Here is a 14,810-nt window from a genome sequence, read left to right on the forward strand (position 1 = left end):
GGGGCCGCCGGTGTGGGCGATCATCCGCGCGTGAAGGTCGATTTTCAAGGTCCGTTCCGCGCGCCCGCCGGGGCGCGCGACATCGTGCTCGTCCGCCACGGCTCGGCCGATCCCCCTGCTCCCGACGGGCTCATCGGCGGCCGCAGCGACCCGCCGCTCAACGCCCGGGGCCGCGAGCAGGCCGCCGCTGCGGCGCGGCGGCTCGCCGGCGAGCCGGTCGGCGCGGTGTTCGCGACGCCCCTGCGGCGTGCGGCGCAGACCGCCGCGGCGGTCGCGAAGGGGCACGGGCTCGAGCCCGTGGTCCTCGACCAGCTCAACGAGGTCTACCTCGGCGAGTGGGAGGGCCACGGCATCCACGCGCGCGGCGCCGCCGCCGACCCAGAGTTCGTCGCGATGCTGCGGGCGCAGCGCTGGGACGTGATCCCGGGCGCCGAGCCGGCCGGCGACTTCGGCGCGCGCGTGCGCGCCGGGATCGAGGCGATCGCCGACGCGGGCGCCGACGGCGTCGTGTCGGTCGCGGTCACCCATGCCGGCGTGATCGCCGAGGTGCTGCGCCAGGTGACCGGCAGCGAGCCGTTCGCGTTCCTCATGTCCGCCAACGGCTCGATCTCCCGGGTCATGCGGATGCCCGACGGCCGGTGGACGCTGATCGCGTTCAACGACACCGCTCATCTGACCGCGGCCCGGCGCGACGGCGCTTGAGCTGAGAGGGCGAGACCGGGGCATCGATCGGGGCTGGACGCTAGCGCGGTGTCCACACCCGCCGCCCCGCCCTCCGGCTCCGCCCTGTGCGTTCCTCCAAGCTTGGCCTACGCTGGCGCCATGTGCCGCAACATCCGCACCCTCCACAACTTCGAGCCCCCGGCCACGGACGACGAGGTCCGGGCCGCGGCGCTGCAGTACGTCCGCAAGATCAGCGGGTCCACGAAGCCGTCGCAGGCGAACGCCGAGGCGTTCGAGCGGGCCGTCGATGAGGTGGCCGACGCATCGCGCCGGCTGCTCGACTCGCTCTCCACGGCCGCGCCGCCGAAGGACCGCGAGGTCGAGGCGGCCAAGGCGCGCGAGCGCGCCGCCAAGCGCTACGCGGCCTGACCGCGGCGGGTCGCCTGGCCGGGGCAGGCGCTCGAGGACCGTCTGCGAGCTACGCGCAGGCCAGGCCGAGGGGTCCCCGCGGCGCGGCGCCGTCATGCTCCGCCGAGCCGGGCTGTCACGCCGGCGCGACAAGAGCTCCCACTCGTCGCGGTTCGCCGGCGCCTCGCGGGCCGCTATCCCCGCCTGGCGGTGAACTTCAGCTCGTACGTGTCGCACGTCGAGCCGGCGACGATCGACTCCTGGCGGATCACGCCGGTCGCCGTCGTCGGGCTGGTGAAGCGGCCCTCGAGCGTCGTGTAGAGCGTGACGCCGTCCTGGGTCTCCTTCAGCCGGCCGGAGAACCGGCCGCCCTTGACCGACCAGGTGAGGCCGGGTCCGACGGTCGTCGTGGAGGAGGTCGACTCGCCGGCGCACGTCTCGAGGACGTGGGCGACGAGGCCGGAGATCCGCTTGCCGCCCTTGTCGACCTTGAACGTCAGGTCGTAGCCGCGCTGCACCTTTCCCTCGGGTGCCGTGAACGTGCCCGGCCTGGGAGTCGCGGCCTGCGCGACGGCGGCGGACGCGGGCAGCGAGGCGAGGGCGAGGGCGGCGGCGATGCGGAGCTTGAGCACGGCGATCCTTGGGGTTCGATACGACGAAAGGAGGTTCTTCGGCAGCGGCTCGCCCGACCTTGAGCCGGGCGCCGGGTCGCCGCTCTGCGACTCTGTGACAGGTGCGTGCCGGCGTGCTCTTCGGGATCGCGGCCTACGGGCTCTGGGGCGTCTTTCCCCTCTACCTCCACCTCCTCGACGACATCCGTCCGATGGAGGTCGTGGCCAATCGCATCGCCTGGTCGCTGATCGTCGTCGCGGCGATCCTGTTCGTCACCCGGCGGCTGGGCCGGATCGGCGCCATCATGCGCGACCGCCGCCTGCTGCGGCTCCTGGCCCCCGCGGCCGTGCTCATCGCGGTCAACTGGGCGGTCTACATCTACGCGATCTCCGTCGACCGGGTCATCGAGGGGGCGCTCGGCTACTTCATCACGCCGCTGGTCAGCGTCGCCTTCGGGATGGCGGTCTTCGGCGAGCGCCTCCGGCGCGCGCAGGCGGTCGCGCTGGTCCTCGGCACCCTGGCGGTCGTGGTGCTGACCGTCTACTACGGCGGCTTCCCGTGGATCTCGGTGACGCTCGGGCTGTCGTTCGGCACGTATGGGCTGCTAAAGAAGCTGGCCGACGTCCCGACGGCCGAGGCGCTCGCGGTCGAGACGCTGCTGCTGTTCCTGCCGGCCGTCGCCCTGATGGCCGGGCTCGCGTGGACCGGCGAGGGCGCGTTGTTCAGCGACGGGGCCGGCACGACGCTGCTGCTCGTGGGCGCGGGCCCCGTCACCGCCGTGCCGCTGCTGCTCTTCGGAGCGAGCGTGACGCGCGTGCCGCTGACCACGATCGGACTGATGCAGTACCTCACCCCCGTGCTGCAGTTCCTCATCGGCTGGCTCGTCCTGGGCGAGGCGATGCCCGCGACGCGCTGGATCGGCTTCGCGCTCGTGTGGTCGGCGCTCGCCGTGCTCACCTGGGACGCCCTGCGCGCGGTCCGCCGCGAGGGGGCGGCCGGCGAGCGGGTGCTCGCCGAGGAGATCGTCGAGCCGGCGTGATCACTCACGCGGGCCGCAGCGCCGGCTCGGGCAGCCGGGGCGGCGCCGGGCGGACGCGGGCACGGGCGTCGACGGCCAGCGCCCCGCCCGGACCGGCCATCACGGGGTTGCACTCGATCTCGGCGATCTCGGGATGCGCATCGGCCAGCGCGGCGAGGCGCACGATCAGGTCCACCAGCGCGTCCGTGTCGCACCGCGGTGCGCCGCGGTAGCCGTCGAGCAGCGGGAACGTGCGCAGCGAGCGGACCATCTCCCCCGCCCGCCGCCGGCCGAGCGGCGTGAGGCGGATCGCGCTGTCGCCGAGCAGCTCCGCGCTCGTCCCGCCGGCCGCGCACGCGACGACCGGCCCGAACGTCGGGTCGGCGACGACGCCGACGAGCATCTCCACGCCGGGCGGCGCCATCGCCTGTACGAGGAACCCGCCGGCGTGCAGGCCGTCGCGCCCGAGCCGGCGGCGCATGTCCGCCGCCTCCCGCTCGACGGCGGCGGCGCTCCCCAGCCCGGTGGTCACGGCGCCGGCGTCCGTGCGGTGCACGAGCCCCGGCGCCACCGCCTTCAGCGCGACGGGGAAGCCGATCTCGCGGGCCGCGAGGACCGCCTGCCGGGCGCTGCTCGCGATCCGCTGCTGCGGCCGCGCGATGCCGTAGGCGTCGAGCAGGGCCGCGACCTCCTCGGGATCCAGCCACCCCTCTCGATTCGACTCGACCTTGGCCGGTGTGCCGCGCGCGAGCGCGCCGGCGATGACGGCAGCGGCCCTGCCCGTCTCGCCCTCGACGCCGTCCTCCACGTCGGGCGCGAGCGCGCGCCAGGCGCCGTACCGCGCGGCCCGGGCCACCGCCTGCGCGGCGTTCTCGGGCAGCCGGAAGGACGGCACGCGCATCTCGCCCTCGGCGAGCTGGTCACGCGGCGGGTCGGCCATCGCCATCACCGCCGCGACCGGGACGTCCGCCGCGCCGGCCCCACGCCGGATCGCGCCGGCGATCGAGCCCGGGTCGCTGACCATCGGCGGGACGTAGATCGCGATGACGGCGTCGACGCTGGCGCTCGTCCCGACCGCGGCGATCGCGTGCTCGAAGTCCTCCGGGGTCGCCGCCGCGAGCAGGTCGATCGGGTTGCGCAGCGCCGCGCCGCGGGCCACGCCGCGCCGCAGCCGGCGCTGCAGCCGGGAGGGCAGCGCGACCACGTCGAGCCCGGCGGCGGCGCACGCGTCCGCGCAGAGGATGCCGAGGCCGCCGCCGTTCGTCACGATGCCCACGCGCGGGCCGGCGGGCGGCGGCTGGTCGGTCAGCAGCGTGGCCACGTCGAACAGCTCGCCGAGCGTGTCGGTCGGGATCACGCCGGCCTGCTCGAAGAGCGCCTGCACCGTCGCGTCCGAGCCCGACAGCAGCGCGCCGGTGTGCGACCCCGCGGCCTGCAGTCCCGCGGTGGACCGGCCGCCCTTGACCACGACGATCGGCTTCGCCCGCGCCACGCGCCGGGCGACACGCGCGAACTTGCGCGGGTTGCCGAACGACTCGAGGTAGAGCAGCACGACCGAGGTGCGCGGGTCGCGCTCCCAGTAGGCGAGGAAGTCGTTGCCCGACAGGTCGGCCTTGTCGCCCACGGAGACGAACGACGAGAGCCCGAGGTCGCGCTCGCGCGCGGTGTCGACCGCGGCGATCGCCAGCGCACCGCTCTGCGACAGGAACGCGACGCGGCCGGGCGGCGGGCGGCGCGGGGCGAACGACGCGTCGAGGCGGACGGCGGGGTCGGTGCTCATCACGCCGAGGCAGTTCGGCCCGACGAGGCGCATGCCGCTGCGCCGGCAGACGGTGACGAGCGCGTGCTGGCGCCGGCGCCCGGCGGCGCCCGCCTCGCCGAAGCCGTCGGAGATGACGACGAGCGCGCGCACGCCGTGGCGCGCGCACTCCTCGGCCGCGCGCACCACGCCGCGGGCCGGGATCGCGATGACCGCCAGCTCCACCGGCTCGGCGATCTCGCGCAGCGCGGCCACGGCGGTGACCCCCGCGATCGCCGGCCGGCGCGGGTTGACCGCGTGCAGCCGGCCGGCGAACCCGGCGGCGACGATGTTGCGCAGCACCGCCCCGCCGATCGAGCCGGGCCGGTCGGACGCGCCGATCACCGCGACGGACGCGGGCGCGAGGACGTGCGCCACGGCCGCGGCCGCGGCCTCGCCGTCGCGCCGGTCGAACGCCTCGAGCGCCTCGGCGCCGAGCGCGGCGGGCATCCTCACGTTCAGCTCGTCGGGCCCGGCCCAGACGGTCGGGCGCAGCCCGCTCTCGCGGAACACGTCGATCATCGCGCCGTTGCGCGGCAGGACGAACGCGGTCAGCCACTGCACCCCCGCGTCGCCGGCCGCCTGCGCGAGATGGGCCAGCATCGCCGTGGCGATGCCCTCGCCACGCAGCCGCTCGTCGACGGCGAAGGCGACCTCGGCCTCCGTGGCGCCGGGCGCGCTGCGCACGGCGCAGCCGTGGCCGAGGATGGTGCGGTCGTCCGCGGCGACGGCGACGAGCCCGAAGCGCTCGCGGCCGTCGACGGCGACCGCCCGCGCGGCCACCGCCGCCAGGTTCACGCCGCCGCTGAAGAAGCGCAGGTAGCGGTCGTCGGGGTCCATCGACGCCAGGAACGCGAGCAGCGGTCCTTCGTCGTCGGGGCGGATCGGGCGCACCCGGACGGAGCGCCCGTCGCGCAGCGGGATGTCCACCGCTCGCAGGTCGTCGGTCACGCGCTCGCTCACCGCCGGGAGGCTCGCACAGCGAACCGCCGCCGTCGTCGGGGCGAACTGCGTATCCGGGCTGCGGGTCGCCCTCAGCCCGCGGCGTCGGGCACGTCGTGCTCCAGCGGCACCTCGATGTCGATCGAGCGCTCCGCCGGCGCGCCCTGCCGGCGCGGCTCGCGCTCCACGAGCCACGGCCCGAGGTAGCGGCCCGCCACCTTGGTCGGCGGCCACCAGAGCGCCGCCTCGGCGGTCTCGCCGTGCCGGTCGGCCGTGTCGCGGCGCAGAAACGGCGAGTCCGCGCCGGTCAGCAGCTGCCCGCGCAGCACCGGCCGGAACGGCTGCGGCGTGACCGGCGCACCGGCGCGCGCGGCGATGGCCTCGGCGGCGGCGTCCGCCTGCTGGGTGGCGATGCCGCCCTGCTTGACGGGGAACGTGGTGCCGTCGCCCGCCGCGTAGACGTCCTCGGCGCCGATCACCCGCGCGTGGCCGTCGATCGGGATGAAGCCGTTCTCGTCTCGCGGCACCCCCGCGATCCGCGGGCCGTCGAGCACCGCCAGCGCGACGATCCGCTGCGCGTCGACGGTGCGCCCGTCGCCGAGCTCGATGTGCCCGCCCGCCCGGACGTCGGCCTGCGCCGAGCCCTCGAACGCGACCCCCATGTCGTCGAGGATGCCCGCGACGGCGTCGCTGGCCTCGGTTCCGAACACGTCCAGCGGCCGCGTCTCCGGGGTGATGAGCGTGATCGTCACGTCGTCGAGCCCCATCGCCCGCACGTCGCGGGCGGTCAGCAGCGCCAGCTCGTACGCGGGGAGCGGCCACGTCACGCCCGGCGGGACCACGAACGCCACGCTGTGCGACCAGCCCTCCTCGAGGTCGGCGATGAGGCCCGACAGGGCGGTCGGGTCGTCCTCGGCCGCGAAGGTGTGGACGTGGCCGTACGCGGCGACGGGCCGCGCGCCCGGCGCCAGCAGCAGCACGTCGTAGCCGAGCTCGGAGCCGTCGGTCAGCTCGACCGTGTGGTCGTCGCGGCGCACCCGCGTCACCGCGCCGGCGACGACGCCGATGCCGATCTCGTCGGCCAGCGCCTCGAGGTGCCGGCGCCCGGCGTGGCCCGCCGAGAACGGCTCGCCGACCGCCATCGGCGTCAGGACGAAGTCCGGCCGCGGGCTGACCAGGGTCATCGACACGCGGTCGCCCGCGAGGTCGCGCAGGGCGAGCGCCGCTTCGACGGCGGCCACGCCGCCGCCCGCGATCACGACGTGCATCTGAGACATGCCCTCACCGTACGCCCCGGCGCCCGGCCGTGCACGCCGGCCGCGCGATCAGCCGATGCCGACCGCGCCCGGCGGGATGACCGTCACCGGCCGGTCGGCGTCGCGGACCAGCTCGGCCGACACGCTTCCCAGCCGCTCGGCCACCGAGACGAACCCGCGCGAGCCGACGACGATCGCGTCGGCGCCGACCTCGCGCGCCACCTCGGCGATCGCGCGCGCCGGCGCGCCCGAGGCCAGCCGGGCCTCCCACGAGGCGGCGGCCAGCTCCGGCGCCTCCTGGGGAGCGGCGTCGAGCATCGCCCGGCGCCCCGCGTCCTGGTCGGCGTCGAGCAGCTCGCGCCAGCGGGAGGTCGCCCGCGGCGGCGCCGGCTCTCGCGCGTGCACGAGGACGATGCGTCCGCCGCCGGCCAGCCAGACCGCGTAGGCGACGGCCCGGCGCGCGGCGGCGGAGCCGTCGTAGCCGACGACGACCGTGGCGGTGCGGGAATCCGAGCTCATGTGCTGCGGGACGATAGGGCTTCGGGCCCCTGTTGCGTCAGCGCGCCGGCCGGCCCCCACCCGCGCACGTCGCGCAGCAGCCGCAGGTACGCCAGGATGCCCGGCACGGTCGGCAGCCAGAACGAGAACGCGCGGTAGGACAGCACGGCGGCGATGGCCAGGCCGCCGGGCACGCCGAAGCCGATGAGCGCGGCGATCATCCCGCCGTCCACACCGCCGATCCCGCCGGGCAGCGGCAGGAGGTTGCCCAGCATGCCGACGAAGTAGGCCATGACCACGCCGGTCACCGGGGGCGAGCCGCCGAACGCGTGCAGGCACGCCCAGAGCACCGCGATGTCGAACCCCCACCACGCCACCGCCGCCGCGACGGCCCGCCACTCGCCGGTGCGCACCAGCGCCAGCGCCTCGCGCACGCCGTCGCCGACGGTGGCCGAGCCGATCGCGACCCAGCGCAGCACCCGTCTGCCGCTGTGGCGTGAGGCGAGGTCGTGCGGCACGAGCGCGAGCAGCAGCGCCACGACGATGACCGCCGCGCCGAAGATCCCTGGCACGAGCGTCAGCCCGGCGGGCGCCGGACCGGGCAACACGCCGACATAGAGCCCGAACCCGCCGACGACCAGCACGATCATGTAGATCCCGTAGAGGATCACCATGAACGCGGTCATGCGGGCTCCGACCATGCGAGCCGGCAGCCCTGATCGTCGCAGCGCCCAGGCGGTCAGCGCGATGCCGCCCGCCCCGCCGGCGGCGAGCAGCCGCGTCGCGGCGACGCCGGCGATCGAGATCAGCACGCTCTCGCGCAGGCCCAGCCACGACGGCGGCCGGGCCAGCACACGCCGGAAGAGCACGACGTACCCGGCGTACGAGAGGAACTCGAGGCCCGCAGCGGCGAAGAGCCACAGCGGATCGCCGTTGCGCACCCGCTCCCAGGTGTCGTCGAGGCCGGCCAGCCGCGGCAGCAGCAGGTACAGGGCGACGGCGGCACCGGCGAGGAGGGCCGTGCTGACCAGCAGCCGCCGGCGGCTGATGCGAGGCTGCGACCGGGCGTCCGCGCCGCCGGGCGCAGCGCTCATTCGTAGGTGAGCGCGCGGATCACGTCGACGCGGGCGGCCCGGCGCGCGGGCAGCACCGCGGCCAGCACCCCGAGGGCCACCGCCACGGCGGCCACGATCAGCGTCGCGCCCACCGGGAACCGGAACGTGATCCCCGGGAGGACGTCGCCGAGCCCTGCGATCCATGCCACACCGATCACCAGACCCGACAGTACCCCGACGACGGCCCCGGCGAGCGTCAGCAGCAGGCTCTCGTCGACCAGGCTCGAGCGCACGAGCCACCGCGAGGAGCCCAGCGCGCGCAGCACGCCGATCTCGCGCGTGCGCTCGATCACCGACATCGCCAGCGTGTTGACCACGCCCAGCAGGGAGACGAGCACGGCGATCACGAGGATGCCGTTGAACAGCGCGAACTGCTGCTTGACCTGGTCGTCGAGCTTCTGGCGCAGCTCGGTCGTCGAGAGCAGCTCGAGGTTCGGGTGGTCGCGCGCGATGATCGCGTCGACCTTCCGGCGCAGCGCCGGCGCCTGGCCCGGCGAGCGCGCCTTGATCGCCAGCTGGACGTCGTCAGTCGGCCCGTAGACGCGGTCCATCGTGGCCAGCGACATCTGCATCACCATCCCGCCGAACTCGGTCAGGGTCCGCAGCTCGCCGACCACCGGGGCGCGGACGGTGGCGCCGGCACCGCTGTGCAGCGTGACGACGTCGCCGACGCGCAGTCCCGCCTCGTCCGCGTAGGCGGCGGCCACGATGACCCCGCCGCGGCCGAGCCCCGCGAGCGCGTCGGCGCGCGGGGCGCCGCCGATCTCCGAGCGATCCACCTTGCCGTACTCGGCGGGATCGACGCCGACCGCCAGCCCGTTGGCCGCGGTGGTCCGCGTCCCGGGCAGGTGCACGAGCCGGGCGCGGACGGGCGTGACGACCCCCGCCTCCGGCAGCCGCGCGAGACGCTCGCGCAGCGACGGCGCGATCGGGTACTGCTCTCCGGTCGCCAGCCCGCCGCCGATCGCCTGGACCGTGAGGTCGCGGGCGAACCCGCGGTCGATCTGGTCGCGGACGGTGCCGAGGAAGCTCGACGTGAACACGCTGTTGACGACGAACACCGACAGGCCGATGGTCAGCGCGGCCGCGGTCGCGGCCGTGCGCGCCGGGTTGCCGGTCGCCGAGTCGATCGCCAGACGGCCGCCGGTGGGCGACAGCCGGCGCAGCGGGACGGCGAGCAGCCGCAGGATCGGCATGACCGTGTAGGGCGCCGTCATCGCGATGCCGGCGAACATGCCCATCGTCATGGCGATGCCCAGCAGCGCCGACAGCGTCCCGCCGGTGTTGCCGCCGCCCATCCAGAAGCGCCCGCCGAGGATGCAGCCGGGCAGGAAGAGCGCCACGCCGGCCAGCGCGCGCACGGGCGACGGCCGGCGCTGCACGTCACGTCCGCCGAGCACCGCGCGGATCGGCTCGACGCGCCCGGCGCGACGGGCCGGCCAGATCGCCGCGACGAGGGTCACGACCAGGCCGACGACGATCGCGGCGATGAGCGCGCCGGCCCCGACGGACAGCCCGCCGACGGGCAGGCCGAAGCCGCGCATGGCGGCGATGAGCGCCAGCGCCAGCCCGAGGCCGAGCAGCAGCCCGACCAGCGTGCCGGCCACGCCGACGACGAGCGCCTCGACGAGCACCGTGCGCACGACGGTCCCGCGCGTGGCCCCCAGCGTGCGCAGCGTGCCGAGCTCGCGGATGCGGTGCAGCACGGTCATGTTGAAGCTGTTGAGGATCAGGAACCCGCCGACGAACAGCGCGACCCCCGAGAAGAAGTAGAGGACGACGTTGAGCGCGTCGAGCTGGCGGCCGACGTCGTCGCCGAGCTCCTGCGGCGACTTGACCTGCGCCCCCGCGCCCAGCGCCCGCTGCAGCGTGCGGCGCAGCGCGGCCACGTCGCCGCGGTCCCCGGCGCGGACCGCGATCTGGTCCCAGCCGGCCGGCCGGTGCATGATGCGCCGCGCCTCCGCGATGGGGATCCCGGCGAGACCCTGGCCGCCGAACGATGCGCCGCCCGACAGCGCGAAGATGCCGACGACGCGCAGCTGCGCGCGTCCGGTGGCCGTCGCGACGGAGAAGCGGTCGCCGAGGCCCAGGCCGCGGCTCGACGCCCAGTCCTTCTCCAGGATCACCTCGGGCCCGGCGCGCTGGTAGCGCCCCTGCACGATGTGGAAGTCGTAGGGCGACGCGCTCGGGTCGAAGCCGGCCACCCACATCTGCCCGCTGCGCGAGCGGATCGCCCGGCCGTGCGCGTCGACCCGGACGAACACGCCGCCGACCATGGCCCCGGCCTTCTCGACGCCGTGCGTGCCCTGGATCGTCGCGAGCGCGGACTGCGGCAACTGGCCGCCCGCCTGCGCGGTGATGATGAGGTCGCTGCTGCCCCACGCCGAGTCGATCAGCGTGTCGAAGGTGTGACGGATCGTGCCGACGAGCAGCAGGACCCCGAACACCATGCCGACGCCGAGCACCACGCCGAGCCCGGTCAGCGCCGAGCGCAGCTTGCGGGTTCGCATCTGGCGCAGCGCCAGGCGGTCGAGCGACCGCAGCGCCATGACCGGACCCCTCAGGCCCCCGCGGCGGTGCCGCCGGCGATCGCCACGGCCGCGTCCTCGCCGTCGGGCAGCAGCGTCCGGTAGAAGTCGATGACCGACTCGGTCGACCCGCCGGCCACCTCGCCGGCGACGCGGCCGTCGCGCAGGAAGATCACGCGATCGGCGATCGCCGCCGCGCTCGGATCATGGGTCACCATCGCGACGGTGTGGCCCTCGTCGCGGCTGAGCTCGCGGACGAGGGCGAGGACGTGGGCCCCGGCGCGCGAGTCGAGGTTGCCCGTCGGCTCGTCGGCGAGCAGCAGCTCGGGCGACAGGAGCAGGGCGCGGGCGATCGACACGCGCTGCTGCTCGCCGCCCGACAGCTCGCTCGGACGGTGCTCCGCGCGATCCTGCAGGCCGACTCGGCGCAGCAGGTCCCCGGCGCGGGCGCGGCGCTCGCGGGTGAGGTCGCGGGCGATCAGCGCGGGCAGGAGCACGTTCTCGAGCGCGCTGAGCGACGGCAGCAGGTTGAAGAACTGAAAGACGAAGCCGATGTGCTCGCGGCGCAGGCGCGTCAGCTCGCGGTCGTCGAGCCCGCCGAGCTCGCGGCCGGCGATCCGGACGCTGCCGGCCGTCGGGCTCTCCAGCGCACCGACGATGTGCAGCAGCGTGCTCTTGCCGGAGCCGGACGGACCCATGATCGCGGCGAACTCGCCGGCGGCGAGCGTCGCGTCGACGCCGCCCAGCGCGTGGGTGGCGGCGGCGCCGGTCCCGTAGACCTTCTCGAGCGCACGGACCTCGACGGCGGGCGGCGGCGACATGGACATGGCACGAGCATCGCCGCGCCGGCCTTCGAGATCGTCCCGACTTTGCCGTGGTGATCCGCGGCAAACCACGGAGCGCGGCGGTGGGCGACCGCTGAGGCGCAGGCCGGCGCCAGCCGGCACCGTCCGCGCAGCCGGTCGCCGAGACGCCCGCCTGGCGCGTCAGCCCTGCCCCGGCCAACGGTCGAGCGCCGCGGTCGCCGGGACGCCCGCCTGGCGCGTCAGCCCTGCCCCGGCCAACGGTCGAGCGCCGCGGCGAGCTCGCCCAGCGCGCCCGCGCCGGGAGCGTCGGTGCGCACGTGGACGACAAGGTCGAGCTCGGGGTCGCCGTCGAGCGGCTCGAAGCCGGCGGCCAGCCGCGCGGCGACCTCCGGGTCGGCGTCCGACACGCGCCCCGGGTCCTCCAGGCGCCGGCGCGCTCGCTCGCGCACCACGTCGGGCCGCGCGGCGCAGACCGCGGCGACGACCGGCGCGGCACCGCCCAGCTCCCGCAGCAGCAGCCGGCGCACCGCGCGCGACCGGCTCGTCGCGTCGACGATCGCCCCACCGTGCTGCGCGGCGATGCGCGCTGCGCGGCGACCGGCCTCCGCGTAGACCTCCGCGGTCGCCTGCTCGGTGTAGGCCTCGGGTCCGAGGCGGTCCGTCGGCGCGGCGCCGTGCAGCGCCTTGCGCAGCGGGTCGGTGGCGACGACCGGCAGACCCGTGCGTTCGGCCAGCTGGGCGGCGAGCGTCGACTTGCCGCTGGCCGGCGGCCCGGCGACGAGCAGCACCACGGGAGCGCGCACGCGCCAGGCCAGCCGGTCGGCGAGCGCCAGCAGGCGCGAGAGCTCCTCCTCACGCTCGCGCAGGAGCGCGATCTTCGCGCGCACCATCGCACGCTGCCAGCCGAGGAGGGCTCGCAGCCGCGGCGTCCCGGGATCGCCCTGCGCACGCTCGTACGTGGCGACGAGGCGATCGGCCGCCCAGCGGGCGTCGTGCAGCTCGAGGTCCATGAGCAGGAAGGCGAGGTCGGCGGCCACGTCGGTGCAGCGCAGCTCGCGATCGAACTCGAGGCGGTCGACGAGGAGCGGGCCGTCGGCGTCGAGGACGACGTGCTCCGCGCGCAGGTCGCCGTGGCCGTCGCGGCGCAGGCCGGCCTCGGCGCGCCGGTCGAGCTCCGGGCCGAGGGAGCGCAGCGCCCCGTCCGCGAAGGCGCGCAGCGCGCCGGCGTCGACGTCCGCCCGCTCGCCCGCCAGGTCCGCGATCTCGGCCACGTCCGCCTGGACGCGGCGGGCGAACGGCGCGGCGCCGCCGCCCGGGCACGCCGCGGCGCCGGCATGGAACGCGGCGATGCGCACGCCCACGACATCGACCTGATCGACGGTGAGCGTCCCCGTGTCGCACAGCGCGGCCATCGTGCGGTCCTCGTCGAAGCGCCGCATCTCGACGGCGTACTCCACGGCGCCCGGAACGGGCACGGCGGCGCGGGGGCCGAGCGCGTGGCCCGCGGACGCCTCGACGCGGGGGCCGAGCACGAGGCCCGCGGGCGCCTCGACCAAGGCACGGACGCCGAGATAGATCCCCGGGGCCAGCGGCGCGTTGAGCTCCACCTCGGCCAGGCCGGCGGCCAGGCGCCGCTCGGGCGTCGAGTAGTCGAGGTACGGCAGCCGCACCGGCTTGCGCACCTTGAGCGCGCGGTCGCCCGTGAGCAGCACCCACGCGCCGTGCGTCTCGCGCATGTCGACCGGCCCGGGCAGCGTCGCGGCGAGGCGCTGCGCGGAGCCATCCGTCACCGCGCGGCCAGCCAGCGTTCGCGCTTGCGCTCGTACGCCGGCGGCAGGACGCCATCGAGCGCCTGCGCGGCCTCCAGCGCGCGGACCGCGGCGCCGAAGTCCCCCCAACGCGCCTCGCTGTCGGCCAGCAGCAGCGCGAGATCGCGCGCCTGCTCGTGGCTGTGACCGAGCGCCGCGGCGGCCGGCTCCGCACGGTCGACGAGCGTCGGGGCGCCGGTCAGGGACGGGCGCGCGGTGGCGAGGTACGGGCCGAGGTACCGGGCGGCGACCTTCGACGGCGGCCACCACAGCGCCTGGCCCGAGGCGACCGACGCCCCTCCGATGCGCTCGGCCGTCCCGCTCGCGCCCGGCGTCCCGACCTCGGCGCGCAGGTACAGCGGGGCGCCGCCGATGAGCAGCATCCCGCGGATGACGCTGCTGAACGGCTGCGGGTCGATCGGTGCGCCCGCGGAGGCGGCGATGGCCTCGGCGACGGCGTCGGCCTGCTGGGCGGCCAGGCCGCCCTGCTTGAGCGGGAACGCGATGGCGTCGCCGGCGGCGTAGACGTCGTCGACGCCCGCGACCCGCCCGTGGCGGTCAACCGGGATGAACCCGCCGCGGTCGGTGGGCAGACCGCTCATCGGCTTGCCGTGCGGGACGGGCAGCGCGACGACGCGGTCGGCGTCGACGTCGGCGCCGTCGGCGAGGACGAGGCGCCCGGACTCGACGGCGACCGGCCGCGCGCCGGTGTGCACGCGCACGCCGCGGTCGGCCATCAGCGGCGCGAGGGCCTCGGCGGCGCGGGGGCCGAACAGGGCCAGCGGCGCCTGCTCCGGCGTGACGATCGTGATCGGAGCGTCCGTGACGCCGTGACCGCGCAGGTCGGCGCCCATCATCAGAGCCAGCTCGTAGAGGGGCACGGGCCACACGGACTCGGAGGCCAGCGCGAACGCGACCGAGCGCGCCGCGCCGGAGCGCAGCTCGTCGCGCACGCCCCGGAGGGCGTCGACGTCATGGGCGCCGTGGAAGGTGAGCGCGCCGTGGACCGCCGCGACCGCCCCCGCCCCGGTGGCGACGACGAGCCGGTCGTAGGCCAGCTCCCCGCCGCCGCTCAGCACGGCGACGTTCTCGTGCGGCCGGACCGCGGCGAGGCGCTCGTGGACGAGCTCGACGCCCAGGTCGGCGGCGATCGCATCGAGATGCCGCGTGGGCGCGATCGCCCGGTCGAACGGCTCCGCGACGGTGATCGGCCGCTCGATGGTCTGGCTCGCCATCGTCACGAGCGTCATGCGGACCCGCCTGCCGGCGAGATCGCGCAGGGCGAGCACCGTCTCCAGGCCGGCGACGCCGCCGCCGGCGATCACGACGTGGACGCTCGGGTGGGGCATGCTCCGATC

At 76.1% G+C, this 14,810-nt stretch carries 12 protein-coding genes; 3 read left to right on the forward strand and 9 right to left on the reverse strand.

The genetic code is table 11. The annotated features are described in order from the left end of the window. The first annotated feature begins 30 nt into the window (after positions 1 to 30). Both DSM104329_RS16950 and DSM104329_RS16955 read left to right on the forward strand, forming a co-directional pair. The gene (locus DSM104329_RS16950; RefSeq protein WP_259311031.1) at positions 31 to 702 is read left to right on the forward strand and encodes a histidine phosphatase family protein; all 672 of its coding nucleotides are present in this window, start codon (positions 31 to 33) and stop codon (positions 700 to 702) included. 120 nt (positions 703 to 822) lie between these two features. Then, positions 823 to 1,092 carry a DUF2277 domain-containing protein gene (locus DSM104329_RS16955; RefSeq protein WP_259311032.1) on the forward strand — a complete coding sequence of 90 codons (270 nt, stop codon included), beginning with the start codon at positions 823 to 825 and terminating at the stop codon, positions 1,090 to 1,092. A gap of 173 nt (positions 1,093 to 1,265) precedes the next feature. Here the strand turns inward: DSM104329_RS16955 and DSM104329_RS16960 are convergent, their stop codons facing one another. Further along, on the reverse strand, positions 1,266 to 1,703 hold the full coding sequence (locus DSM104329_RS16960; RefSeq protein WP_259311033.1) for a hypothetical protein: 438 nt from the start codon (positions 1,701 to 1,703) through the stop codon (positions 1,266 to 1,268). A 113-nt stretch (positions 1,704 to 1,816) separates the two neighbouring features. Between DSM104329_RS16960 and rarD the strand changes: the two genes are divergently transcribed. Then, entirely contained in the window at positions 1,817 to 2,722 is a 906-nt protein-coding gene (rarD, locus tag DSM104329_RS16965) for an EamA family transporter RarD (RefSeq protein ID WP_259311034.1), read from the forward strand. A 4-nt stretch (positions 2,723 to 2,726) separates the two neighbouring features. On the opposite strand, the gene DSM104329_RS16970 is transcribed toward rarD, so the two are convergent. The 8 genes from DSM104329_RS16970 to DSM104329_RS17005 all read right to left on the reverse strand — a co-directional run bounded on the left by DSM104329_RS16970 (position 2,727) and on the right by DSM104329_RS17005 (position 14,801). Continuing rightward, entirely contained in the window at positions 2,727 to 5,462 is a 2,736-nt protein-coding gene (locus DSM104329_RS16970; protein ID WP_259311035.1) for a bifunctional acetate--CoA ligase family protein/GNAT family N-acetyltransferase, read from the reverse strand. A 71-nt stretch (positions 5,463 to 5,533) separates the two neighbouring features. After that, positions 5,534 to 6,718 (reverse strand): FAD-dependent oxidoreductase, encoded by a 1,185-nt coding sequence (locus tag DSM104329_RS16975; protein WP_259311036.1) that lies wholly within the window; start codon positions 6,716 to 6,718, stop codon positions 5,534 to 5,536. A 48-nt stretch (positions 6,719 to 6,766) separates the two neighbouring features. Beyond that, entirely contained in the window at positions 6,767 to 7,216 is a 450-nt protein-coding gene (locus tag DSM104329_RS16980; protein ID WP_259311037.1) for a universal stress protein, read from the reverse strand. Then, on the reverse strand, positions 7,213 to 8,289 hold the full coding sequence (locus DSM104329_RS16985) for a lysylphosphatidylglycerol synthase transmembrane domain-containing protein (protein ID WP_259311038.1): 1,077 nt from the start codon (positions 8,287 to 8,289) through the stop codon (positions 7,213 to 7,215). Before DSM104329_RS16985 ends, DSM104329_RS16980 begins: the two co-directional genes overlap by 4 nt. Further along, positions 8,286 to 10,859 carry an ABC transporter permease gene (locus tag DSM104329_RS16990; RefSeq protein ID WP_259311039.1) on the reverse strand — a complete coding sequence of 858 codons (2,574 nt, stop codon included), beginning with the start codon at positions 10,857 to 10,859 and terminating at the stop codon, positions 8,286 to 8,288. The genes DSM104329_RS16985 and DSM104329_RS16990 overlap by 4 nt, the downstream gene beginning before the upstream one ends. 11 nt (positions 10,860 to 10,870) lie before the next feature. Next, complete coding sequence (locus DSM104329_RS16995; RefSeq protein ID WP_259311040.1) at positions 10,871 to 11,665, reverse strand: ABC transporter ATP-binding protein; 795 nt, start codon at positions 11,663 to 11,665, stop codon at positions 10,871 to 10,873. A 218-nt stretch (positions 11,666 to 11,883) separates the two neighbouring features. Continuing rightward, positions 11,884 to 13,434, reverse strand: coding sequence for an AAA family ATPase (locus tag DSM104329_RS17000; protein WP_259311041.1), 1,551 nt, complete (start codon positions 13,432 to 13,434; stop codon positions 11,884 to 11,886). After that, positions 13,431 to 14,801 carry an FAD-dependent oxidoreductase gene (locus DSM104329_RS17005; protein WP_259311042.1) on the reverse strand — a complete coding sequence of 457 codons (1,371 nt, stop codon included), beginning with the start codon at positions 14,799 to 14,801 and terminating at the stop codon, positions 13,431 to 13,433. Before DSM104329_RS17005 ends, DSM104329_RS17000 begins: the two co-directional genes overlap by 4 nt. Positions 14,802 to 14,810 lie beyond the last annotated feature (9 nt).

The sequence above is a fragment of the Capillimicrobium parvum genome, assembly GCF_021172045.1.
Taxonomy (GTDB): Bacteria; Actinomycetota; Thermoleophilia; order Solirubrobacterales; family Solirubrobacteraceae; genus Capillimicrobium; species Capillimicrobium parvum.

Coding starts and splice junctions, on each gene's coding strand:
- DSM104329_RS16990 (WP_259311039.1), bottom strand. CDS start 10,859: ATGGCGCTGCGGTCGCTCGACCGCCTGGCGCTGCGCCAGATGCGAACC.
- DSM104329_RS16985 (WP_259311038.1), bottom strand. CDS start 8,289: ATGAGCGCTGCGCCCGGCGGCGCGGACGCCCGGTCGCAGCCTCGCATC.
- DSM104329_RS16995 (WP_259311040.1), bottom strand. CDS start 11,665: ATGTCCATGTCGCCGCCGCCCGCCGTCGAGGTCCGTGCGCTCGAGAAG.
- DSM104329_RS16980 (WP_259311037.1), bottom strand. CDS start 7,216: ATGAGCTCGGATTCCCGCACCGCCACGGTCGTCGTCGGCTACGACGGC.
- DSM104329_RS16975 (WP_259311036.1), bottom strand. CDS start 6,718: ATGTCTCAGATGCACGTCGTGATCGCGGGCGGCGGCGTGGCCGCCGTC.
- DSM104329_RS17005 (WP_259311042.1), bottom strand. CDS start 14,801: ATGCCCCACCCGAGCGTCCACGTCGTGATCGCCGGCGGCGGCGTCGCC.
- DSM104329_RS16955 (WP_259311032.1), top strand. CDS start 823: ATGTGCCGCAACATCCGCACCCTCCACAACTTCGAGCCCCCGGCCACG.